The sequence below is a fragment of the Amycolatopsis sp. NPDC004378 genome, from assembly GCF_053602455.1.
This window is the reverse complement of sequence record NZ_JBSGDR010000001.1, coordinates 337252-358415: the sequence shown is the minus strand read 5'-3', so window position 1 is coordinate 358415 and position 21164 is coordinate 337252. Positions and strand designations below refer to the sequence as shown.

Below are 21164 nucleotides of genomic sequence, written 5' to 3'. Positions count from 1 at the left end.
TTCTCTCCGAAACAGCCCGCCGAAGGGAAGGCTGATGCGGTGAGTGGAGGTTCTGCGTCGACGAACGGCAAAGTGCACTTTGCCGCAGGCGATCAGTGGTCCCGTCGTCACACGATTACCGTGAGTGCATTCGGGACGCTGAAGAATTCCACCCTGGTCCGCTGGCCGACGAGGTCGCCGTCCACCTGGAAGTTTACCGGTTCAGCTGCGTCGATGCGGATCATCGGCAGGTCGTCGTGACGCACGAGACGTTTGCCTTTTTGGTTGCTCTTCGTAGCCAAAGCACGGCGTACATGCTTGAACACCGTGGGCAACCCGAGACCGTTCAACGCGAACAGACCCAATCCCGTCTCGAACGAGCAACCCGGGTTGAGGTGGACCGGACGCTCGCCCAGGTAGCTCCACGGATCGGTGTTCGACACGAAAGCGGTCAGCGCTTCGGCGGGTTCCTCGCCCGGGACGCGGATCGTCAGGGCCGGCCGGCCCAGCGGCGGCCGGAAGTAGGAGCGGACGGCGGCCCGCATGTAGAGGCCGGCGGTGGTCTGCTTGCCGCGGCGCTTCGCGACCCGGCCGACGACGTCGGCGTCCCAGCCCAGGCCGGAGTTGAAGGTGAACCAGTGCCCGTCGGCCAGGCCGAGCCCGACCCGGCGCGACCGCTCGCCCTCCAGCGCGCTGAGCAGCTGGTGGGTGGCTTCGACGGGGTCCGACGAGATGCCGAGGGCGCGCGCGAACACGTTGGCCGAGCCGCCGGGGACGACGCCCAAGGCCGGGATACGGCCGATCTGGGTCGGGTCGCCATCGGAATCGGCCAGGAGGCCGTTGACGACCTCGTTGACCGTGCCGTCGCCGCCGTGGGCCACGACCAGGTCGATCCCATCCCGCGCGGCCGAGCGCGCGACGGCCATGGCGTGCCCGCGGTAGTCCGTTTCGACCACGTCGAGCTTCACCTGGCTGGCGAGCGCGTGCGCCAGGACGTCCCGGCCACCGGCGGTGGTCGAGGTGGCCTGGGGGTTCACGACGAGGATTGCGCGCACTACCGCAGGGTAGGTGACTTCCGGGCACCCGAGAACCTTCCGGCCGCGCAAGGTGACGGGAAGCTCAGTGGCGAACCCGCCCGCGCGCACCGGTGCGGAAGTGGTGGCGGCGACCCCTCGGGACAGACCTTCGAGACCCTGTGGCGGGCGGCCCTCCTTTGCCTGCGAGTGTCCGCTCGTCGTGACAAGTGCACCCGGGCCGACCGCCCGCTCATCGACGACCCTTGAATTCTCAGTGCCCGGGCGGTCTCGCGAAAACGGCCGACCGGGTGGCATACGATCGAATTGGCTCACGCACGGTGACCCGCCCTGGTCGCGTCCACTGTGCACCCGCAAAGCACCTCGACCAGTTCCCCGGAAGGCCGCCGCAGTGAAGCTCTCGCCCGCTCCCCGTGAGGTCCGGCTGGCCGGCGTGGTCACCGCGGTGCCGTCGCTCGCCCTGCTGGTGTTCGGGGTGGTCGTGCTGGTGAACGGCCTGGGGTCGGCCGTGCAGCCGGGCAACAACGTCTACGTCGAGTCCGGCACGTTCATCGTGGTGGCGCTGGCGTTCCTGGCCGCGTCGGCGGGGCTCGTGCTCGGCCACACGTGGGCGCGCTCGCCCGGGGTGGTGATCGCGCTGATCGTGGTCGGGCTGGGCTGGTACCTGCTCGGCCCGTCGGGCGAGCCGGTGTGGGGCGTGCCGGTCGCGCTGTTCGGCATCGCCGCGCTGGTGCTGCTGTTCCGCGCCCCTTCGCGGGCCTGGGCGCTGGGCGTGCGCGAAGGCGAGTCCGAGGAAGAAGCCGCCGAGCGCGGCGGTCTCGCCGGACGCCGCGCCGAGCGCGAAGGCCGCGAAGAGGACTGAACCGGCTCTTCTACGCCTGGGCGGCCAGGGCGCGCAGGGGTTCGTCGGTGAGCCGGTTGACGGTCCACTCGTCCATCGCCACCGCACCCAGCGCCTTGTAGAACTCCGTCGCCGGGTTCCAGTCCAGCACCGACCACTCGAGGCGGCCGTAGCCGTTCGCGACGCACTCCGCCGCCAGTGCGGCCAGCAGCGCCTTGCCCAGGCCGGACCCGCGGTGGGCCGGGCGGACGAACAGGTCCTCCAGGTAGATCCCGTGGACGCCGCGCCAGGTCGAGAAGTTCAGGAACCACACCGCGAAGCCGACGACTTCGCCGTCCACTTCGGCCACGTGCCCGAACAGCTTGGGCGCGGCGCCGAACAACGCCTCGTGCAGCTGCGGGGCGGTCAGGTGGCACTCGTCCGGGGCGCGCTCGTAGTCGGCCAGCGCGTACGCCAGGCCGACGGCGGCCTCGACGTCGTCGGGTCTGATCCGGCGGATGCGGTCGTCGGGCACGTCAGTCCTCCAGGGCGGGTGGCAGGTTGAGGTGTTCGATCTGGGGCTCGCCGCGCTCGTCGCCGAGCACCGCGATGCCGGCCGCGTCGAGTCCGAAGTGGACACCGGACGTCGCGGGCAGGCCGATCCAGCGGGCCACCAGCACACGGCTGAAGTGCCCGTGCCCGACCAGGATCACGTCGCCGGCCTCGATGTCCTCGCGCGCGCGGGCCAGGACTCGGTCCGCGCGCTCGGACACCTGCGCGGCGCTTTCGCCGCCGGGGACCGGGTGCGTCCAGACCGTCCAGCCCGGCACGGTTTCGCGGATCTCCGCGGTGGTGACGCCTTCGTAGTCGCCGTAGTCCCACTCGGCGAGGTCCTCGGTGACTTCGTCGATGCGCAGGCCGGCCAGCTCGGCCGTCCGCAGCGCCCGTCCGCGCGGGCTCGACAGCACCAGCGACGGCCCGCCGACCAGGCTCCGGAGCGTGCCGCCCGCGGCCAGCGCCTGGCCTTCGCCCGCCGGGGTCAGCGGGATGTCGGTCCGGCCGGTGTGCCGTCCGTTCAGGGACCACTCGGTCTGGCCGTGCCGGAGGAGGAAGAGACGGTTCGCCACGCGGGCGAATATATCCGGCGGTTTGCGCGCCAGCAGGTCGTCTGCTTAGCTACTGAGCAGTAGCTTAGCTCGAGGAGACCCGAAATGGCCGAGACGCCGACGTTCGCGCTGTGGCACAAGCTGGCCGCGAAGCCGGGCGGGAAGCAGCTGTTCAGCGCCGCGATGTGCCTGCGCGTGCCGTACTTCCGCACGGTGCTGCCCTCGGTGCGCGAGCTGCGTCCCGGCCACTGCGAAGTGAGCGCCCCGAAGTGGTGGGGTGTTTACAACCACATCGGCACGTTCCACGCCATCGCCGCCTGCAACCTCGCCGAGATCGCGATGGGCATGCTCGCCGAAGCCACCGTCCCGCCGACGCACCGCTGGCTGCCGAAGGGCATGAACGTCCAGTACGTCGCGAAGGCCGAGACGGGCCTGCGTGCGGTCGCGTCGCTGCCCGGGCTGCCGGACTTCGGCGACGACGGCTTCGAGCTCGAGGTCCCGGTGACCATTTCGGACACGAGCGGCAAGCCCGTGGTCACCGGGACGATCACGATCTGGGTGACGCCGAAGAAGCGTTAGAGCGGCTTGTACTGCACGTACGTCGTCTGGTGGAACGCGTTCTCGCCGGACGGCGACGGCAGGCCGAGCCGGCGGTCGGCGAGCTTGCCCAGCGGGCCGCACCCGGTGGTCGCGGGGACGGCCAGAGTCGTGTCCACGACGCCGAAGTGCACGGTTGTCGGCGTCTTCGAGATGACTGTCGGCGGCACGGCCGGGTCGTCGTGGACGACCGTGTGCAGGACGCCGATCCGGCAGTCCTTGCGCAGCAACGGGTGGCGCAGCACGGCGTAGACGTCCAGTTCGCCCCGGCGCTCGTCGTTGCTCTGGAAGTCCGAGTAACCGCCGTAGCGCAGCTGGAGCGTCGTGCCCGCCAGGCCCGGGACGCGCACCGGCGCGTGCCGCAGCGTGCCGAAGACCTGCGCGTACTGGCCGTTCACCCGGCCCTCGCTGAACGTCAGGCGGATCTCCCCGAGGGGGATCTCCTGGTCGTGAATGGTGATTTTCCCCTGTGAGACAAAGGCTTCGCAGCGCCACGTGCCCGGGTCGGCGTTCGCCGGCGGTGCCGGGCAGTCGGTGAAGTCGAAGGTCGGCAGTGTGTCGGCGGACGCCGTTCCGGACGTGATCCCCAGTGCGGCCACGGTCACCGCGACTGCCCCCAGTGCGAGAAAGTTCATGGCGTGAGCCTGCTCGCCCCGCGGCCGCGGGACATCCGGGATCACCCCCAGGGGAAGACCGGAAATTCCCTCGACTGGGTGAAACGTGTTCTAGTTAGTTAACACCGTTCACTCGGTTCGGGCATGCTCGGCACCATGTCTGCCTTCTCCCGCCGCCGGTTCCTCGGCCTGGCCGCCCTGAACTCCGCCGCCGCCCTCGGGCTGACCACGGTTTCGGCGCGGCCCGCGGCCGCGACGCCGTTGCCGGGCCACTCCCCGGCCGTGGTGATCGGCACCGGCTACGGCGCGGCCGTCACGGCGTTGCGGCTCGGCGAAGCCGGGATCCCCACGCTGATGCTCGAAATGGGCCGGCTGTGGGCCACGCCCGGCGCCGACGGCAAGGTCTTCTGCCCGATGCTCAAGCCCGACGAGCGGGCGATGTGGTTCAAGGACCGCACCGAGGCGCCGCTCGCGTCGTTCCTCTGGCTCGACCTCGTCAACCGCGACATCGGGCGCTACGCGGGCGTGCTCGACCGGGTGAACTTCGGTGACATGGCGGTGTACCTCGGCCGCGGCGTCGGCGGTGGCTCGCTGGTCAACGGCGCGATGGCCGTGACGCCCGAGCGGTCCTACTTCGAAGAGATCCTGCCGCGGGTCGACGCCGAAGAGATGTACGGCCGGTACTTCCCGCGGGCGCGGGCCGGGCTCGGCGTCGACGTCGTCGACCCTGGCTGGTTCGAGACGTGCCGGTCCTACCAGTACGCCCGCGTTTCGCGGAAGGCCGCGCACCGGGCCGGCTTCGGCACGGTGTTCGTGCCCAGCGTCTACGACCAGGAGTACCTGCGGCGCGAGGAGGCGGGCGAGGTGCCGCGCTCGGCGGACGCGTCCGAGGTCATCTACGGCAACAACCACGGGAAGCGCTCGCTCGACAAGTCCTACCTGGCCGCCGCGCTCGGCACCGGCAACGTGACCATCAAGACCCTCCAGGAGGTCCGCGAGATCCGGCACCAGCCCGACGGGACGTACGCGCTGGCCGTCCGGGAGATCGACGAGCGCGGCACGGACCTGGGCACCCGGCACGTGACCGCGAAGCACCTGTTCCTCGGCGCGGGCAGCGTCGGCTCGACCGAGCTGCTGGTGCGCGCCCGCGACACCGGCCGGCTCCCGGAGCTGACCGACGCCGTCGGGCGGGGCTGGGGCACCAACGGCAACGTCATGTGCGGCCGCGCCAACCACGTCTGGGACACCACCGGCAGCCTGCAGTCCGGCATGCCCGCGCTCGGCATCGACAACCGGGCGGACCCGGTGCACCCGGTGTTCGCCGAGATCGCGCCGGTGCCCGCCGGGCTCGAGACGTGGGTCAGCCTCTACCTGGCGATCACGAAGAACCCCGAACGCGGCCACTTCACCTACGACGCGGCGAGCGACTCGGCGAAGCTGCACTGGACGGCGTCGCAGGGGCAGCCGTCCGTCGACGCCGCGAAGGCCCTGTTCGACAAGATCAACCGGGCGAACAAGACGATCTACCGCTACGACCTGTTCGGCGACACCCGCACCTTCGAGAACCGCTTCACCTACCACCCGCTGGGCGGGCTGGTGCTCGGCGAGGCGACGGACGACTACGGCCGGGTCAAGGGCTACCGCAACCTGTACGTCACGGACGGCTCGCTCATCCCGGGCAGCACCGGCGTCAACCCCTTCGTGACGATCACGGCCCTGGCCGAGCGCAACATCGAGCGCGTCCTCGCCGAGGACCTCAAGGGCTGAGCTTCGCCAATGAGCCGGTGAAGTCGTCGCCGACTTCCGCGAAGAAGGACGCGTCGGCGGCTTCGACGTCCTTCAGGGCCTTCGCGACCAGGTCCAGGCCGGCCTGGGTGACTTCCAGGCGCTTCGCGCGGGCGTCGGCCGGGTCGTCGGCGCGGGCGAGCAGGCCGCGTCCGGCCAGCTTGCGGACGACCTGGCTGGTCATCATCGTGTCCGTGCCGGCCTGCTCGGCCAGCTGCCGCTGGGTCGGGGGCTCGCCCGAGCGGGTGAGCCACCACGTGGTCGTCAGCAGCACGAACTGGACGTGCGTGAGGTCGTGCGGGGCCAGCGCGGCCCGCATCGCCCGCTGCCAGGCCAGCGTCACGCGCCACAGCAGGAAGCCGGGGCTGCGCTCGGGGCCTGGCAGGCGGGACTCGGGGGCCGTCATACCCGCGAGCTTGCCTCAGCCTCGGCCAAGCGAGCCAGCGCGCGCATGGCGTCCGGGGTGTCCGACGTGACCTGCTCGCCGAAGCCTTCGGGGCCGTCGACGGTGACGCGGTAGGTGATCCGCGTGCCGCCGTCGACGTCGGTCAGGACGTGCTCGAACCGCAGGTGGGCGTCGGGCAGCCGGGTCTCGTCGGTGAAGCTGCGGCCCTCGGTGACCTCGGTCAGCGTGAACGGGATCGGCGGCATGCCGTCCATGGTCATGGTCCCGCTGGTCCCGGCCGCGAAGGGGCCGTCGACGACCACCGAGCGGACGCCCGCGTCCCACTCGGGCCAGCGGCCGGTGTCGGCCCAGAGCGGCCAGATCGCGGCGGCGGGGGCGGTGGACGTCTCGCTGTGCTCGTACTCGTAAAGTGCCATGCGAGCAGACTATATGCGCGCTTACTAAATGCGCAAGGGTCCACGCGGGACCCGGTGGCGCGGTGCTCAGTGGGCCGAGCGCAGCTTGTCGTAGTAGGCGACGCAGTCCTGGTACAGCGGCAGCAGGCCCTGCTCCCGCGCCTCGGCCAGCGTGGGCGCGGTGCGGTCCTTCTCGGAGAGGACCTGCTCGAGGTCCGCCGGCCAGGGCAGGTCCAGCGCCGGGTCGAGCGGGGTGATCCCGTGTTCGCCCTTCGGGTTGTAGCCCTCGGAGCACAGGTAGGCCATCACGGTGTCGTCCTCGAGGGCGATGAAGCCGTGCCCGAGGCCTTCGGCGACGTAGACGGCGTTGAACTTGCCCGCGTCGAGCCGGGCGGCGTCCCAGGTGCCGAAGGTCGGCGAGCCGACGCGGACGTCGACGACGACGTCGAGCAGCGAACCACGCGCGCAGTAGACGTACTTCGCCTGGCCGGGAGGCGTGTCGGCGAAGTGGATGCCGCGGATCGCGCCGCGCCGGGACACGCTGTGGTTCGACTGGGCCAGGCGCAGCGGGTGCCCGGTCGCCGCGAGCAGCGCCTCCTCCTGGAAGGGGGCGACGAACAGGCCCCGGTCGTCGGGGAACGTCCGGGGGGAGAACTCGTAGGCGTCCGGGACGCTCAACCGGCGGAATTCCATGGCGTCACCATATCGGGCGGTTAAAAAACCGAACGGACGTCTTGGCAATTGCCGGAAATGCGGGGGTGGTGTGACCTCAACCGCACCAAGGGGTCACCCCCGGAGCAAGACCTGTCACAATGACCGGACCGCCGCGTCCGCGGCCATCGCCAGACCCACGGCACCGATGGCCGACGAGACGCCTCGCCGACAGGCCGGCGCTACCGCGCTGGGCTGCCGTGCCGGGATGAGGCTCATTCGGATCAGCCCGGCGCAACTGCCGGTGGTCGACACGGCAGGCCGGCTCGCGCCGGGCGACGTCTGAATGAGCCTCACGCAACCACGGTTTTCCCCTCTTGCCGTGGTCCCAGCTCGCATGCCCAGGAGAAATTCCAGTGACCCAAGTCCGATCCGCGAGTTCCGTCATTCCCACTGGACGAATGACGGAAACGACGACAGGAAACCCCATGAGCGACCCCGCCGGCACGCCGGTCACCGACGAAGAGATCTTCACCGGGCACGAGGGCGGCAAGCTCTCGGTGGCGGCGACGCGGCCGATCGCCAGCCCGCGTGACCTTTCGATCGCCTACACCCCCGGGGTGGCGAAGGTGAGCCGCGCGATCGCCGAGGACGCGGCCAAGGCCAAGCGGTACACGTGGGCGGACCGGCTGGTCGTCGTGGTCAGCGACGGGACGGCGGTGCTCGGCCTCGGCGACATCGGCGCGAGCGCGTCGCTGCCGGTCATGGAGGGCAAGTCGGTCCTCTTCAAGACCTTCGGCGGGCTCGACTCGATCCCGCTGGTGCTCGACACCACCGACGTCGACGAGATCGTCGAGACGCTCGTCCGGCTGCGGCCGTCCTTCGGGGCCGTCAACCTCGAGGACATCTCCGCGCCGCGCTGCTTCGAGCTCGAGGACAAGCTCAAGGAAGCCCTCGACTGCCCGGTCATGCACGACGACCAGCACGGCACGGCGATCGTCACGCTGGCCGCGCTGCGCGGCGCCAACCTGGTCCTCGACCGGGCGATCGCCGACCAGCGCGTGGTCGTCTCCGGCGCCGGCGCGGCCGGGGTCGCGTGCGCCCGGATCCTGCAGGAGGCCGGCATCGGCGACGTCACCGTCCTCGACTCGCGCGGCATCATCCACGAGGGCCGCGCGGGCCTGAACCCGGTCAAGGAGCGCCTGGCCGCGACGACGAACAAGGCCGGTCTCCAGGGCGGCCTGGCGGAGGCGCTCGAGGGTGCCGACGTGTTCCTCGGCCTGTCCGGCGCGACGATCGACGAGTCCCTGCTGGGCCGGATGGCGGGCGGCGGCATCGTGTTCGCACTGTCCAACCCGGACCCGGAGGTGCACCCGGACGTGGCCGCGCGCTACGCGTCGATCGTGGCCACCGGGCGCAGCGACTTCCCGAACCAGATCAACAACGTGCTGGCGTTCCCGGGTGTCTTCCGCGGTGCCCTGGACTCGGGCGCGCGGGCGATCACCGAGGGCATGAAGCTGGCGGCCGCCGAGGCGATCGTGTCGGTGGCGATGGACGACCTGGGCCCGGACCGCATCGTCCCCTCGCCGCTCGACCCGCGTGTCGCGCCCGAGGTGGCCGCGGCGGTGGCGAAGGCCGCGGAAGCCGACGGCGTCACGGACTGACCTCTCGCGGTTCGCGAAGGCGGCACTTTCACGTGAAAGTGCCGCCTTCGGCGTGTCAGAGGAGTTCGGCCAGGCGGTGGCGGGGGACGTCGACCAGGCGCAGGTCGGTGAGGTCCTCGGGGACGTCGAGGGAGACGTTCGCGAGCCGCGCGTGGGCGCGGGTCAGGACCTCGTCCTGCTGCTCCACCGCATCGGCGACCACCACCGCGTGCCGGTTGTCCGGGGTGCTGCGCAGGTACCGCAGCGCGTACTTCCGGCCGATCAGCGCGGCGAGGGCCTCCTGCGCGGCCTGGGAAGCCAGGTCCGGGTGCGCGTTCGGGACCAGCAGCGCGAGGCGCCGGGCGTTCGTGCCCAGCAGCGTGCGCAGCAGCCACGGGCCGGGGTCGGCCGAGAGGTCCATCGCGACCGCGTCGCCCTCGGGCCCGGAGATCGACCAGTCCACCGGCCGCGACTCCAGCGAAAGCCCGTCCGCGACGGCGATTTCCTTCAGCTTCTCCAGCAGCGCCGGCTTCGTCCCGGCCGCTTCGACCGACTGCGGCCCGTGTGTGTAGATCGCCTTGCCACCGCGGACTTTCTTCGCCTTCGCCGTCGGCTGGCAGACGTACAGGTCCGCCGCGCTGCCGATCGCCTGCGCGCCGAAGTAGCGGTTGAAGCCCGGCAGGATCGCCTCGAACGTCAGCCCGAGTGTGGCCAGCGACCGCTGCACCTGCGCGCCCAGCGCCGGGTGGCGCGGGCTGTAGCCGTACGCGAACAGCAGCCGTCCCTCGCTCGGCTCCCGCAGCGCCTGCACGCCGCGCGCCGCGAACAGGCCCATGCCTTCGGGTGTGTACGGCGGATCGCTGAAGACCAGGTCGAACCGGCCGGTGACCGCGGGTGGCAGGCCGACGCGCAGGTCCGCGTGCGCGGTGGCGATCTCCCGCCCGCCGCGGTCGTCGAGGTGGGCGAGGACGCGCTCGTCGAGGTCGACGACGGTCAGGGACGCCGCCGGGCAGACGGCGTGCACCGCCAGCGACGTCAGGTCGTGGTCGCCGAGGAACAGTACGCGCGCCGACGCGAGGTCGTAGTGCGCGTCGAGCCACAACGCGCGTCGCAGGACGGTCTCCGGCGTCGCCTGCACGTGGTCGAGCGCGGCCAGCGGCGGCGGCACCTCCGCGACCCACTCGGCGACCTTCGGCAGCAGCTCGTGCGCCGCGACGGCTTCGTCGAGCGGGTCGCCGAAGCGCGGCGCGCTGTACCGCAGGTACGACGCCGCGACACCGGGGGCGATCCGGAGCCGGTCGCCGCTGCGGTCGAGGTCGTCGCCCAGCGCGGCGAGGACGTCCTCGACGCTGCGGCGCGGCGCGGTGCTCAGCCGGACGAGCTCGCCGAGGTCGTGTTCGCCGGTGCGCAAGAGGTCGATGACGCGGTACAGCGGGCGGACGCCGACACCGTGCGCGGCGAGGACGTCGTCGAGTGCCTTCACGGGCATTCAGCGTAGTCACCACCCTGCGGAACACCGTGCCAACCGCCGCGGACTCGGCTACGGTCGATTCCACCGGACATGGGGAGTGGGCAAGTGGCCATCGAATTCCGCGACGTGACCAAGCAGTACCCGGATGGGACGGTCGCCGTCGACAAGCTGAGCCTGACGGTCGAGGACGGCACGATCACCGTGTTCGTCGGCCCGTCCGGCTGCGGGAAGACGACGTCACTGCGGATGATCAACCGGATGGTCGAGCCGACCGGCGGCCAGGTGCTGCTCGACGGCAAGGACGTCGCCGAGGGCGACCCGGCCCTGCTGCGCCGCGGCATCGGCTACGTCATCCAGCACGCCGGGCTCTTTCCACACAGGACGGTCCTGGACAACATCGCGACCGTGCCCCTGCTGTCGGGCTGGGACAAGGCGAAGGCGCGCAAGCGGGCCGCGGAGCTGCTGGAGACCGTCGGGCTGCCCGGCGAGCTCGGCAAGCGGTACCCGGCCCAGCTCTCCGGCGGCCAGCAGCAGCGCGTCGGCGTCGCCCGCGCGCTCGCCGCGGACTCGCCGGTGCTGCTGATGGACGAGCCGTTCTCCGCGGTCGACCCGATCGTGCGCGAGGGCCTGCAGGACGAACTGCTGCGGCTGCAGTCGCAGCTGGGCAAGACCATCGTGTTCGTCACGCACGACATCGACGAAGCCGTCCGGCTCGGCGACAAGGTCGCGGTGATGCGGGTCGGCGGCAAGCTCGCCCAGTACGGCACGCCCGCCGACGTGCTGCGCCACCCGGTGGACGACTTCGTCGCGTCGTTCGTCGGCAAGGACCGCGGCTACCGCGGCCTGTCGTTCCTCTCCGCCGAGGGCGTCGAGGTCAAGGAGCTGGAGCTCGTCGAGGTCGGGTCCACAGTGGCCGCGAGCGACGGCTGGCGGCTCGCGGTCAACGCGGACAAGCAGCCCCGCGGCTGGCTCCCGCCGAACTCCACTGTGGACGGCTCGCTCACCGAGGACGACCTCGTGGCCGGCGGGTCGCTGTGGGTCCGCGGGACGCCGATCCGGGGCGCGCTGGACGCGGCGCTGTCGTCGCCCGCCAGCCTCGGCGTGGTCGTCGACGAAGAACACCGTGTGCTCGGTGCCGTGGTCGCAAGACAGGTCCTGGACGTGATCGAGGCGACGCCGCAGGCGTCATGAGCTTTTTCGCCGAGCTCGGGCAGTACCTGAGCAGCGGGAACAACCGCGCCGGAATCCTCGGCGACCTGGGTGACCACGTCTACCTCGCGCTGCTCCCGCTGGTCGTGGGCATCGTCCTGGCGATCGCGGCCGGCTGGCTCGGGCACCGCTGGCGACCGGCCCGGCAGGTCCTCACAGTGCTGGCCAACCTGCTCTACACGATCCCGTCGCTCGCGCTGTTCGTCGTCATCCCCGGCCTGATCGGGTCGAAGATCCTGGACAGCGTCAACGTCGTCGTCGCGCTGACCATCTACACCACGGCGCTGCTCGTCCGGCCGGTGCTCGACGCGCTGGACGCGGTGCCGCCGCCGGTGATCGCCGCCGCGACGGCCGTCGGGTACAAGCCGGTGCGCCGGTTCTTCGCCGTGGAGCTGCCGCTGTCGGTCCCGGTGCTCGCGGCCGGCGTGCGGGTGGCGTCGGTCAGCAACATCAGCCTGGTCAGCGTCGGCGCGCTGATCGGCACCGGCGGCCTCGGCGTGCTGTTCACCGACGGCTTCCAGCGCGAGTACTTCTCGCCGATCGTCGTCGGCATCGTGCTGACCCTGCTGCTGGCGCTGGTCGTCGACCTGGTCCTGATCGGCCTCCGGAACCTCCTGACGCCGTGGGAACGGGTGGCTGCCGCATGATCACCGACCTCGTCCACTGGTTCGGCGACCCGGCGCACTGGTCGGGACCCGACGGGATCCCGCAACGGCTGCTGGAGCACCTCGGCTACACGTTCCTGTCGCTGGTGATCGCGTTGGTGATCGCGGTCCCGCTGGGACTGTTCGTCGGCCACACCGGACGCGGCGGCGTCGCGCTCGTGGGCGCGGGCAACGTGATCCGCGCGCTGCCGACGCTGGGCCTCGTGACGTTCCTGTTCCTGCTCTTCACCGAAAGCGTCACCTCGACGATCATCGGGCTCGTCGTGCTGGCGGTGCCGCCGGTCCTGGCCGGCACGTACGCGGGGCTGCAGGCGACCGATCACGGCGTGGTCGACGCCGCCCAGGGCATCGGGATGACCGGCTGGCAGCGGCTCTGGCAGGTCGAGGTGCCGATCTCGCTGCCGCTCGTGCTGGGCGGCATCCGCAACGCCGTGCTGCAGCTCGTCGCGACGGCCGCGGTGGCCGCGTACGTCGGACTCGGTGGCCTGGGCCGGTTCCTGCTCGACGGACTGGCCATTTTGGACTATTCCGAGGTGATCGCGGGCGCGCTGCTGACGACGCTGCTGGCGATCGTCCTCGACCTGCTCTTCGCGTTGCTGAACCGCGCGCTGGTACCGCGTGGTGTCCGGCTCGCGTCGGCCGTGAAGAAGGTGACGGCGTGAAACGGCTCGCGTCTCTCCTCGCGGTGGTGCTGCTGGTCGCCGGTTGCGGCAACCCGCTGGCGGGTGGCGGCGAGGGCGGGGCGTCCGGCGACATCATCATCGGGGCTTCGGACGTCGGGGAAAGTCTTCTGCTGGCCCAGATCTACGCCGGGGCGCTGAAGAACGCGGGCGCCACGAACGTCACGGTGCGGCCGCCGGTCGGCAGCCGCGAGGTCGTCGTCAAGGCGCTGCAGGACAAGTCGCTGTCGGTGGTGCCGGACTACAGCGGGAACCTGTTGCGCTACTTCGACAAGAACGCCACCTCGACGACCCCGCAGGACGTCTACGCGCAGCTGCGGCAGAAGATCCCGCCGGGCTTCGAGGTGCTGGACCAGGCGCCCGCCGAGGACAAGGACCTGCTGGTCGTCGGCCCGCAGCTGGCGTCCACGGGCGTCAGGACGGTCTCCGACCTGGGCCCGCGGTGCCGCGAGCTGGTGTTCGGCGGCCCGGGTCAGTGGAGCAGCCGCTGGAAGGACAAGATCAAGTCCCTGTACGGCTGCGAGTTCAAGGAGATCCGCACGACCGACACCGGCGGACCGGTGACGGTGGCGGCGCTGAAGTCCGGCGACGTCCAGGTGGCGGACCTGTTCAGCACGTCGTCGACGATCGCGGCGAACGGGTTCGTGCCGCTGACCGACGACAAGAACATGTTCCCGGCGCAGAACATCGTGCCGCTGGTGGCGCGGGGAACGCTGTCACCGTCCGAAGTGGCCGCCTTGAACCGCGTTTCGGCGGCGCTGACGACCGACCAGCTGACCGAGCTGAACGTCGAGTTCACCGAGAAGAAGCGGAACCCCCTGGACATCGCCGAGGACTTCTTGACCCGCAACAACCTGAAGTCCTAGCCGATCGCTCAGCCCGGCTGGAAGAACTCCAGCAGCCGCCGGCTCGCGTCCGGCGACATCAGCAGTTCCTGCATGCTCGCCGACATCCGCGCGGCCGCGCCGGTGCGTTCGAACATCTCGCGTTCGTACTCCTCGATCGCGGTCGGAACGTCGTCCGGGCGCGCGGCCAGCGCGAGTGCGAGCAACGCGCCGTCGAGCAGGGCCATGTTCGCTCCCTCGCCCACCGGGGGCATCAGGTGCGCGGCGTCGCCGAGCAGGGTCACGTCCGGCCGGGACGGCCAGGTCAGGCCGATCGGGAGCGTGGTGAGGGACCGCGGCACGATCTCGTCGTCGCTCGCCGCGATCAGCGCGGTGCAGCGGGGGTCCCAGCCGGCGAACAGGTCCAGCAGCCGCGCCCGGGCCGCGGCCGGGTCGTCGAACGGGATTCCGGTCGTCGCGAACCAGTCCTCGCCCGTGTTGTAGAAGCTGAGGCCGACGCGGACGCTGCCGTCGCCGTTGCGCTGCGCCGCCAGTGATCGCCCGTCGCCGATCACCCAGTAGTTGCCGCGCCCGACCATCGCCGCCAGGCCCGGGTGGGTGCGGTCGACGTCGGCGATGCGGAGTTCGACGGCGTTCTGGCCGAGGTGCCGCGGCCGGGCGCCGGTGAGCAGGGCGCGGACCCGGGAGTTCGCGCCGTCGGCGCCGACCAGCAGGTCGTACGGCGCACTACCACCGTCGGCGAAGTGCAGCACGCCGTCGCTCGCGGCCGCGTACGCGTGGCCCCAGCGCACGGCGTCCGGGGGGAGCGAGTCCAGCAGCAGGTCGCGCAGGTCGGCGCGGTCCACCTCGGGCCGCAGCATCGGGGCGTCCTCGGGGGTGTCCTCCTGCAGCAGCAGGGTGCCGTCCGGCTCGAGGAGCCGCATGTCCTGGCCCTCGCCGCGGGCGATCGCGAAGAACTCCTCGATCAGGCCGGCTTCGCGCAGCGCCCGCTGCCCCGAGTGGATGTCGAGCATGCCGCCCTGTCCGCGTGCGTCGCGCGACGGCTCGCGTTCGTACACCACGGCTTCGATGCCGTGGACGTGCAGCACGCGGGCCAGCGCCAAGCCGCCGAGCCCAGCTCCGACGACGGCGATGTTCGTGGTCATCGATCCCCCTCCGATACGGTGTATCTGTCAATACACTGTATCGGACGGGACGATGTACTGTCACCGTCCATGGTGGTGTGGGAGCGGCCCGAGCCGCCGGAACGGCCGGTGCCGGCCCCGCTGAGCCGCGAGCGGATCGTGGCCGCCGCGATCCGGCTGGCCGACGCGGACGGCCTCGCGGCGGTGTCGCTGCGCAAGGTCGCCGCGAAACTGGACGTCGGGCCGATGCGGCTGTACGGCTACATCGACACCAAGGAAGAGCTGCTCGACCTGATGGTCGACGCGATCCAGTCGGAGATCCGGCCGGCCGGGGACGGCTGGCGCGAGGTGCTGCGCTCGCTCGCCGAGCAGACCCGGCGGGCCGCGCACCGGCACGAATGGCTCGCCGACCTGCTCGGCGGCCGGCCCCAGATCGGGCCGAACGCGCTGGCCAGGGGCGAGGCCGTGGTGACCGCGCTGGACGGCGTCGGCGTGGACGACGTCATGCCGGTGATCGACGCCGTCAACGCGTACGTGATCGGCGCCGTGCGCCGCGAGATCACCGAGCGGCGCACCGCGCGGACCAGCGGGATGGACAAGCGGCAGTGGCAGGCCACCTACGGGCCCTACCTGACGCGGACGTTCGCGAGCGGCCAGTTCCCCGCGATGGCGAAGGTCATCCACGACGCCGTCCACCTGGACGCCGACCAGACCTTCGCCCTCGGCCTCGACTGCCTCCTCGACGGCATCGCGGGCCGCCTCGCGCGCTGACGCCTCAGGCCCGCACGGCCGTCGCGACCTTGCCCGCCTCCTCGATGCCGCGCTCCGGCGGTTCCTCCGGCAGCGGCAGCAGCACCACCGAGCCGCTCCCGGCTTCGTGGAGCGCGCGGACCGCGGCCACGCACTGCGCCAGGCTCCCGCAGACGGCCAGCCGGTCGATCCACTCCGGGCGCAGGCCCGCCGCCAGTTCGTCCACTGTGGACGCCGAGTCGGCCAGGGCCAGCAGCTCGCCGGCGAAGGGCAGGCCTTCGACCTGGACGCGCGCGCCGGGCGTCAGCGACTCCGCGACCGTCCGGCGGGCTCGTTCGCGGTCGCCGAGCGCCAGCCAGTTGTACGTCACCACCGCGTGGTGGGGCGGGGCGCCGTCCTGCGCGCGGCCGGGGGCGATGCCCGCCAGCGCCGTCCGGACGAACTCCGGCGGCGACGGCTCGGCCAGGACCGTGCCGTCCGCCGCGGCACCCGCGACCGCCAGGGACTTCGGCCGGCGGACGCCCGCCAGCAGCGGCGGGACCGTCGCGGGCGGGAACACCAGCTCGACCTCGTCCAGGTCCACATGCCGGCCGGCCACCGAGACGCGGTCGCCCGCCAGCAGCCGGCGGACCGCCACCAGCGTCTCTTCCAGCGCCGCCAGCGGCGACGCCGGGTACGCGCCGATCTGCCGCATCCACGACGCCACCCCGTGGCCGAACCCGCCGATCAGCCGGCCGGGGTGCAGCTCCGCCAGGGCGGCCAGCTCCATCGCCGCGATCGCCGGGTTGCGCGCGACCGCCGGCAGGACGCCGATGCCGACCTTGATCGTCGACGTCACGGCCAGCGCCGTCGCGACCGTCGCGATCCCGGCCGCCCAGAAGCAGTCCTCGACCAGCCAGACCTCGTCGAGGCCGGCGTCTTCGGCCTGACGCGCGAGGTCGACCAGCCGGGACGGGTGCTGCTCGCGGTTGATCCGGACGCCGACGGACGAACTCGGTGCGTACATGCCAGGGCTCCTGTTCAGATCCGGGAGAACGCCGGCGCGTACGCGAAGGCGCCCGCCAGCGTGGGCTTGTAGCCGGTGAGCGTGCGGGCCTGGAAGTGCTTGCCCCAGGCCGGTTCGGGCGCCGCGATCGACAGCGTCGAGGCCGTCACGAAGCCGAAGCGCGTGTAGAAGTCCGGGTTGCCGAGCAGGACGACGAGCCCGTACCCGAGCGCGTCCGCCGCGCCGAGGACCGCGTGCATCAGCGCCGCGCCGACGCCGCTCGCCTGGTGCGCGGGCCGCACGCCGATCGGCCCGAGCCCGACGGCCGACGTCGTGTCCTCACCGACCCGGGCGCGGCTGCAGCAGACGTGCCCGGCGACCTCGCCGTCCCGGACCGCCACCAGCGACAGCGCGTCGACCAGGTCGCCGTCGGCACGCAACTCGTCCACCAGCGGGGCTTCGACCGGCGTGACTCCGGGTTCGCGCCGGAAGGCTTCGCTGTGGATCGCGTGGACGGTCGCGTGGTCGGCGGGCGTTTCGCGGCGGATCAGCATGGTCGTCACCTTGCCGCGAGCGCCACGCGACGGCAACGCCGTTTTGCGTGCCCCGGAAAGCCGTGAAGGCCGCCTCGAGGAACTCCGAGTCCCTCAAAGCGGCCTTCACGGACCGTCAAGCGATCAGTCGAACGCCTTCGCGATCAGCGCCTTCTGCTCGACCTCGTGCACCTTCGACGAGCCGGCCGACGGCGCCGCCATCGGACGCCGCGAGACGACCTCGAGCTTCGAGAGCAGCTCCGGGAACTTCCGCGGCAGGTTCAGGCCGAAGAACGGCCACGCGCCCTGGTTCTCCGGCTCCTCCTGGACCCACGCGACCTGCGCCGCGTTCGTGTACCGCTCGAGTGCCGCCACCAGCTTCTTCTTCGGCAGCGGGTAGTACTGCTCGATCCGCACGATCGCGACGTCGTCCGCTTCACGCTTGGCCCGCTCGGCGACGAGCTCCCAGTACAGCTTCCCGGAGGTCAGCAGCACCTTGCGGATCTTCGCCGGGTCCGGCGTCACGTCGTCGATGACGGACATGAACCGGGACTGGCCGGTGAAGTCCTCGACCGCCGACGTCGCGGCCTTGTTGCGCAGCATCGACTTCGGCGTGAAGACGACCAGCGGGCGCTGGATGCCGTCGAGGGCGTGGCGGCGCAGCAGGTGGAAGTAGTTCGCCGGGGTGGACGGCACCGCCACCGTCATCGAACCCTCGGCGCACAGCGCCAGGAAGCGTTCGATGCGGCCGGAGGTGTGGTCCGGGCCCTGGCCCTCGTGGCCGTGCGGCAGCAGCAGCACGACGTCCGAGCGCTGGCCCCACTTGGCCTCGCCGGAGGAGATGTACTCGTCGATGACGGTCTGCGCGCCGTTGACGAAGTCACCGAACTGCGCTTCCCACATCACGAGCGCTTCGGAGTTCGCCACCGAGTAGCCGTACTCGAAGCCGACCGCCGCGTACTCCGAGAGCGCCGAGTCGTAGATCATCACGCGGCCCTGACCGTCGGCCAGGTTCTGCAGCGGCGAGTACTCCTGGCCGGTCTTGCGGTCGATGAACACCGAGTGCCGCTGGGTGAACGTGCCGCGGCGGGAGTCCTGGCCGGACAGCCGCACCAGGCGGCCCTCCATCGCCAGCGACCCGAACGCGAGCAGCTCGCCGAACGCCCAGTCGATGTCGCCTTCGCGCGACATCTTGTGGCGCCGCTCCATGACCGGCTTGACGCGCGGGTGCGGGGTGAAGCCCTCGGGCACGTTCACGAACGCGTCGCCGATGTGCTGCAGCGTCTCGGCGGTGATCGCCGTCGAGACCTTCGCCGGCACCTGCTGCTCCTCTTCGACCGAGGGGCTCGCCTTCGCCGGGTGCTTCTCCAGCTCGCGGACCTCGTTGAAGACGTGCTCAAGCTGGCTCGAGAAGTCGCGCAGCGCGGCCTCGGCCTCCTCGACGGAGATGTCGCCGCGGCCGATCAGCGACTCGGTGTAGGTCTTCCGGACCGAGCGCTTCGTGTCGATGATGTCGTACATCGCCGGCTGCGTCATCGACGGGTCGTCGCCCTCGTTGTGCCCGCGGCGGCGGTAGCAGATGAGGTCGATGACGACGTCCTTGTGGAACGCCTGCCGGTACTCGACGGCCAGCTTGGCCACCCAGTGCGCGGCCTCCGGGTCGTCACCGTTCACGTGGAAGATCGGCGAGCCGATCATCTTCGCGACGTCGGTGGCGTACTGCGAGGAGCGCGAGTGCTCCGGCGCGGTCGTGAAGCCGACCTGGTTGTTGACGATGACGTGCACGGTGCCGCCGGTGCGGTACCCGCGCAGCAGCGCCAGGTTCAGCGTCTCGGCCACGACGCCCTGGCCCGCGAAGGCCGCGTCGCCGTGCATCAGGACCGGCAGGACGGTGTAGCCCTCGCCGCCCTTGTCGAGGATGTCCTGCTTCGCGCGGACGATGCCCTCGAGCACCGGGTCGACCGTCTCCAGGTGGGACGGGTTCGCGGTCAGCGACACCTTCGTCTCGCCGTCGCCGAACATGCGGAAGTACTTGCCCTCGGCACCGAGGTGGTACTTCACGTCACCGGAGCCGTGCGCCTGACCCGGGTCGAGGTTGCCCTCGAACTCCTGGAAGATCTGGCTGATCGGCTTGCCGACGATGTTCGCCAGCACGTTCAGCCGGCCGCGGTGCGGCATGCCGATGACGACCTCGTCGAGCTCGTGCTCGGCGGCCTTGTCCAGCAGCGTGTCCAGCAGCGGGATCGCCGTCTCGCCGCCCTCGAGGGAGAACCGCTTCTGGCCGACGTACTTGGTCTGCAGGAACGTCTCGAACGCCTCGGCGGCGTTCAGCTTCGAGAGCACGTACTTCTGGACCGCGGGGTCCGGCTTCTCGTGCGGGATCTCGACGCGGTCCTGGATCCAGCGACGCTCCTCCGGGTCGAGGATGTGCGTGTACTCGATGCCGACCGTGCGGCAGTAGGAGTTGCGCAGCACGCCCAGGATGTCGCGCAGCTTCATCCGCTCCTGGCCGGCGAAGCCGCCGACCGGGAACTCGCGGTCCAGGTCCCACAGGGTCAGGTTGTGGGAGAGGACGTCGAGGTCGGCGTGGCTGCGCTGGCGGTAGTTCAGCGGGTCGGTGTCGGCCATCAGGTGGCCGCGCATCCGGAACGCGTCGATCAGCTCGATGACGCGGGCGGTCTTGTCGACCGGGCCGTCCGGGATGTCGGCGACCCAGCGGATCGGCTCGTACGGCAGGCGCAGGCTGGTGAAGACGTCGTCGTAGAAGCCGTCTTCGCCGAGCAGCAGCTGGTGGATGCGCTTGAGGAACTCGCCGGACTCCGCGCCCTGGATGATGCGGTGGTCATACGTCGAGGTCAGCGTCATGATCTTGCTGATGCCGAGGTCGACCAGCGTCTTCTCGCTGGTGCCCTCGAACGCCGCCGGGTACTGCATGGCGCCGACGCCGATGATGGCGCCCTGGCCGGCCTGCAGGCGCGGCACCGAGTGGTTGGTGCCGATGCCGCCCGGGTTGGTCAGCGAGATGGTGGTGCCGGAGAAGTCGTCCGCGGTCAGCTTGTTGTTGCGGGCCTTCTTGACGATCTCCTCGTACGCCTGCCAGAACTGCAGGAACGTCATGTCCTCGCAGTTCTTGATGGAGGCGACGACCAGCGTGCGGGAGCCGTCCTTGCCCTTCATGTCGATCGCGAGGCCGAAGTTGACGTGCTCCGGCGTGATCGCGAACGGCTTCCCGTCGATCAGCTGGTAGTGCCGGTTCATGTTCGGGAAGCTCTTCAGCGCGCGCACCATCGCGTAGCCGATGAGGTGCGTGAAGGAGATCTTGCCGCCGCGGGTGCGCTTGAGGTGGTTGTTGATGACGATGCGGTTGTCGGCCATCAGCTTGGCCGGCACCGCGCGCACGCTCGTCGCGGTCGGGACGCTCAGCGACGCGTCCATGTTCTTGGCGATGGCCGCCGCGGCGCCGCGCAGCTGCTTCGACTCCGCCTCGTCCTTCTTCGGCTCGGCCTTCGGCTTCTGCTCCTGCTTCGGCGCCGGCTTGGCGGGCGCCGGCTTCGCCGGAGCGGGCTTGGTGGCCGCCTGCTTGGCCGCCGACTCCGCGTTCTGCACGGCCTTCGGCGACGGCTGCGCCGCCTGGCCGTTCGTCGCGGGCTTCGACTCGGCCTGCTGCCGGGCCGAGTCGGCCTTGGCCTGAGCGTTCTGCGTCGGCTTGAAGTCCGCGAAGAAGTCGTGCCATGCGGCATCGACTGAGGAAGGGTCGGCGAGGAACTGGTCGTACATCTCTTCGACCAGCCACTCGTTGGGGCCGAACTGTGACGCAGGGCTGCTGCTGGACACGGCTTGGGCTCGCCTCTATCCGTCTCGATCTCGATCAT

21 protein-coding genes are annotated in these 21164 nt (G+C 71.0%); 9 read left to right on the top strand and 12 right to left on the bottom strand.

Annotation, left to right across the window (positions count from 1 at the left end; all coding sequences use genetic code 11):
- Nucleotides 1-107: 107 nt before the first annotated feature.
- Nucleotides 108-1034, bottom strand: a complete 927-nt coding sequence (locus tag ACWEN0_RS01790) for a diacylglycerol/lipid kinase family protein (RefSeq protein WP_451969802.1) — start codon at nucleotides 1032-1034, stop codon at nucleotides 108-110.
- Nucleotides 1035-1404: 370 nt separating this feature from the next.
- Between ACWEN0_RS01790 and ACWEN0_RS01785 the strand changes: the two genes are divergently transcribed.
- Nucleotides 1405-1875, top strand: a complete 471-nt coding sequence (locus ACWEN0_RS01785; protein ID WP_451968012.1) for a hypothetical protein — start codon at nucleotides 1405-1407, stop codon at nucleotides 1873-1875.
- Nucleotides 1876-1885: 10 nt separating this feature from the next.
- Here ACWEN0_RS01785 and ACWEN0_RS01780 read toward each other — a convergent pair whose 3' ends face one another.
- Together ACWEN0_RS01780 and ACWEN0_RS01775 are read right to left on the bottom strand one after the other, a co-directional pair.
- Nucleotides 1886-2368, bottom strand: a complete 483-nt coding sequence (locus ACWEN0_RS01780) for an N-acetyltransferase family protein (protein ID WP_451968010.1) — start codon at nucleotides 2366-2368, stop codon at nucleotides 1886-1888.
- Between the two features lies 1 nt (nucleotide 2369).
- Nucleotides 2370-2960, bottom strand: coding sequence for an acid phosphatase (locus ACWEN0_RS01775; RefSeq protein WP_451968008.1), 591 nt, complete (start codon nucleotides 2958-2960; stop codon nucleotides 2370-2372).
- An 84-nt stretch (nucleotides 2961-3044) separates the two neighbouring features.
- Between ACWEN0_RS01775 and ACWEN0_RS01770 the strand changes: the two genes are divergently transcribed.
- Nucleotides 3045-3518, top strand: coding sequence for a hotdog fold domain-containing protein (locus ACWEN0_RS01770; protein ID WP_451968006.1), 474 nt, complete (start codon nucleotides 3045-3047; stop codon nucleotides 3516-3518).
- Here ACWEN0_RS01770 and ACWEN0_RS01765 read toward each other — a convergent pair.
- Entirely contained in the window at nucleotides 3515-4171 is a 657-nt protein-coding gene (locus tag ACWEN0_RS01765) for a hypothetical protein (protein WP_451968004.1), read from the bottom strand. The two genes, ACWEN0_RS01770 and ACWEN0_RS01765, sit on opposite strands and share 4 nt — an antisense overlap.
- A 135-nt stretch (nucleotides 4172-4306) precedes the next feature.
- Here ACWEN0_RS01765 and ACWEN0_RS01760 point away from each other — a divergent pair, with 135 nt between their 5' ends.
- A complete protein-coding gene (locus tag ACWEN0_RS01760; protein WP_451968002.1) occupies nucleotides 4307-5917 on the top strand; it encodes a GMC oxidoreductase in 1611 nt (536 codons plus the stop codon).
- Here the strand turns inward: ACWEN0_RS01760 and ACWEN0_RS01755 are convergent.
- The 3 genes from ACWEN0_RS01755 to ACWEN0_RS01745 all read right to left on the bottom strand — a co-directional run bounded on the left by ACWEN0_RS01755 (nucleotide 5907) and on the right by ACWEN0_RS01745 (nucleotide 7429).
- Entirely contained in the window at nucleotides 5907-6341 is a 435-nt protein-coding gene (locus ACWEN0_RS01755) for a MarR family winged helix-turn-helix transcriptional regulator (protein WP_451968000.1), read from the bottom strand. The genes ACWEN0_RS01760 and ACWEN0_RS01755 overlap by 11 nt on opposite strands.
- The gene (locus ACWEN0_RS01750) at nucleotides 6338-6757 is read right to left on the bottom strand and encodes an SRPBCC family protein (protein ID WP_451967998.1); all 420 of its coding nucleotides are present in this window, start codon (nucleotides 6755-6757) and stop codon (nucleotides 6338-6340) included. The genes ACWEN0_RS01755 and ACWEN0_RS01750 overlap by 4 nt, the downstream gene beginning before the upstream one ends.
- Nucleotides 6758-6823: 66 nt before the next feature.
- A complete protein-coding gene (locus ACWEN0_RS01745; RefSeq protein WP_451967996.1) occupies nucleotides 6824-7429 on the bottom strand; it encodes a dTDP-4-dehydrorhamnose 3,5-epimerase family protein in 606 nt (201 codons plus the stop codon).
- A gap of 446 nt (nucleotides 7430-7875) precedes the next feature.
- Here ACWEN0_RS01745 and ACWEN0_RS01740 point away from each other — a divergent pair, with 446 nt between their 5' ends.
- Nucleotides 7876-9051, top strand: coding sequence for an NAD(P)-dependent malic enzyme (locus tag ACWEN0_RS01740; RefSeq protein WP_451967994.1), 1176 nt, complete (start codon nucleotides 7876-7878; stop codon nucleotides 9049-9051).
- A gap of 55 nt (nucleotides 9052-9106) precedes the next feature.
- Here ACWEN0_RS01740 and ACWEN0_RS01735 read toward each other — a convergent pair whose 3' ends face one another.
- The gene (locus tag ACWEN0_RS01735; RefSeq protein ID WP_451967992.1) at nucleotides 9107-10513 is read right to left on the bottom strand and encodes a bis-aminopropyl spermidine synthase family protein; all 1407 of its coding nucleotides are present in this window, start codon (nucleotides 10511-10513) and stop codon (nucleotides 9107-9109) included.
- A 93-nt stretch (nucleotides 10514-10606) separates the two neighbouring features.
- Between ACWEN0_RS01735 and ACWEN0_RS01730 the strand changes: the two genes are divergently transcribed.
- From ACWEN0_RS01730 to ACWEN0_RS01715, 4 genes are read left to right on the top strand one after another with little or no spacing between them, the layout of a single operon-like run.
- A complete protein-coding gene (locus ACWEN0_RS01730; RefSeq protein ID WP_451967990.1) occupies nucleotides 10607-11692 on the top strand; it encodes an ABC transporter ATP-binding protein in 1086 nt (361 codons plus the stop codon).
- The gene (locus tag ACWEN0_RS01725) at nucleotides 11689-12357 is read left to right on the top strand and encodes an ABC transporter permease (protein WP_451967988.1); all 669 of its coding nucleotides are present in this window, start codon (nucleotides 11689-11691) and stop codon (nucleotides 12355-12357) included. The genes ACWEN0_RS01730 and ACWEN0_RS01725 overlap by 4 nt, the downstream gene beginning before the upstream one ends.
- Nucleotides 12354-13037 carry an ABC transporter permease gene (locus tag ACWEN0_RS01720; protein ID WP_451967986.1) on the top strand — a complete coding sequence of 228 codons (684 nt, stop codon included), beginning with the start codon at nucleotides 12354-12356 and terminating at the stop codon, nucleotides 13035-13037. The genes ACWEN0_RS01725 and ACWEN0_RS01720 overlap by 4 nt, the downstream gene beginning before the upstream one ends.
- The gene (locus tag ACWEN0_RS01715) at nucleotides 13034-13921 is read left to right on the top strand and encodes an ABC transporter substrate-binding protein (RefSeq protein ID WP_451967984.1); all 888 of its coding nucleotides are present in this window, start codon (nucleotides 13034-13036) and stop codon (nucleotides 13919-13921) included. Before ACWEN0_RS01720 ends, ACWEN0_RS01715 begins: the two co-directional genes overlap by 4 nt.
- An 8-nt stretch (nucleotides 13922-13929) precedes the next feature.
- On the opposite strand, the gene ACWEN0_RS01710 is transcribed toward ACWEN0_RS01715, so the two are convergent.
- Nucleotides 13930-15045, bottom strand: a complete 1116-nt coding sequence (locus tag ACWEN0_RS01710) for an FAD-dependent oxidoreductase (protein WP_451967982.1) — start codon at nucleotides 15043-15045, stop codon at nucleotides 13930-13932.
- A gap of 69 nt (nucleotides 15046-15114) precedes the next feature.
- On the opposite strand from ACWEN0_RS01710, the gene ACWEN0_RS01705 reads away from it, so the two are divergent.
- A complete protein-coding gene (locus tag ACWEN0_RS01705) occupies nucleotides 15115-15795 on the top strand; it encodes a TetR/AcrR family transcriptional regulator (protein WP_451967980.1) in 681 nt (226 codons plus the stop codon).
- Nucleotides 15796-15799: 4 nt separating this feature from the next.
- Here the strand turns inward: ACWEN0_RS01705 and ACWEN0_RS01700 are convergent, their stop codons facing one another.
- The 3 genes from ACWEN0_RS01700 to ACWEN0_RS01690 form a co-directional block, all read right to left on the bottom strand.
- Nucleotides 15800-16780 (bottom strand): LLM class flavin-dependent oxidoreductase, encoded by a 981-nt coding sequence (locus ACWEN0_RS01700; protein WP_451967978.1) that lies wholly within the window; start codon nucleotides 16778-16780, stop codon nucleotides 15800-15802.
- 14 nt (nucleotides 16781-16794) lie between these two features.
- On the bottom strand, nucleotides 16795-17313 hold the full coding sequence (locus ACWEN0_RS01695; RefSeq protein WP_451967976.1) for a GNAT family N-acetyltransferase: 519 nt from the start codon (nucleotides 17311-17313) through the stop codon (nucleotides 16795-16797).
- Nucleotides 17314-17436: 123 nt separating this feature from the next.
- Complete coding sequence (locus ACWEN0_RS01690; protein ID WP_451967974.1) at nucleotides 17437-21126, bottom strand: multifunctional oxoglutarate decarboxylase/oxoglutarate dehydrogenase thiamine pyrophosphate-binding subunit/dihydrolipoyllysine-residue succinyltransferase subunit; 3690 nt, start codon at nucleotides 21124-21126, stop codon at nucleotides 17437-17439.
- Between the last annotated feature and the right edge of the window lie 38 nt (nucleotides 21127-21164).

What these genes read in the sequence shown, in the direction of transcription:
- ACWEN0_RS01770 (WP_451968006.1), top strand. Translation starts at nt 3,045, where the DNA reads ATGGCCGAGACGCCGACGTTCGCGCTGTGGCACAAGCTGGCCGCGAAG.
- ACWEN0_RS01765 (WP_451968004.1), bottom strand. Translation starts at nt 4,171, where the DNA reads ATGAACTTTCTCGCACTGGGGGCAGTCGCGGTGACCGTGGCCGCACTG.
- ACWEN0_RS01700 (WP_451967978.1), bottom strand. Translation starts at nt 16,780, where the DNA reads ATGTACGCACCGAGTTCGTCCGTCGGCGTCCGGATCAACCGCGAGCAG.
- ACWEN0_RS01725 (WP_451967988.1), top strand. Translation starts at nt 11,689, where the DNA reads ATGAGCTTTTTCGCCGAGCTCGGGCAGTACCTGAGCAGCGGGAACAAC.
- ACWEN0_RS01760 (WP_451968002.1), top strand. Translation starts at nt 4,307, where the DNA reads ATGTCTGCCTTCTCCCGCCGCCGGTTCCTCGGCCTGGCCGCCCTGAAC.
- ACWEN0_RS01755 (WP_451968000.1), bottom strand. Translation starts at nt 6,341, where the DNA reads ATGACGGCCCCCGAGTCCCGCCTGCCAGGCCCCGAGCGCAGCCCCGGC.
- ACWEN0_RS01740 (WP_451967994.1), top strand. Translation starts at nt 7,876, where the DNA reads ATGAGCGACCCCGCCGGCACGCCGGTCACCGACGAAGAGATCTTCACC.
- ACWEN0_RS01745 (WP_451967996.1), bottom strand. Translation starts at nt 7,429, where the DNA reads ATGGAATTCCGCCGGTTGAGCGTCCCGGACGCCTACGAGTTCTCCCCC.
- ACWEN0_RS01710 (WP_451967982.1), bottom strand. Translation starts at nt 15,045, where the DNA reads ATGACCACGAACATCGCCGTCGTCGGAGCTGGGCTCGGCGGCTTGGCG.
- ACWEN0_RS01695 (WP_451967976.1), bottom strand. Translation starts at nt 17,313, where the DNA reads ATGCTGATCCGCCGCGAAACGCCCGCCGACCACGCGACCGTCCACGCG.
- ACWEN0_RS01705 (WP_451967980.1), top strand. Translation starts at nt 15,115, where the DNA reads ATGGTGGTGTGGGAGCGGCCCGAGCCGCCGGAACGGCCGGTGCCGGCC.
- ACWEN0_RS01720 (WP_451967986.1), top strand. Translation starts at nt 12,354, where the DNA reads ATGATCACCGACCTCGTCCACTGGTTCGGCGACCCGGCGCACTGGTCG.
- ACWEN0_RS01750 (WP_451967998.1), bottom strand. Translation starts at nt 6,757, where the DNA reads ATGGCACTTTACGAGTACGAGCACAGCGAGACGTCCACCGCCCCCGCC.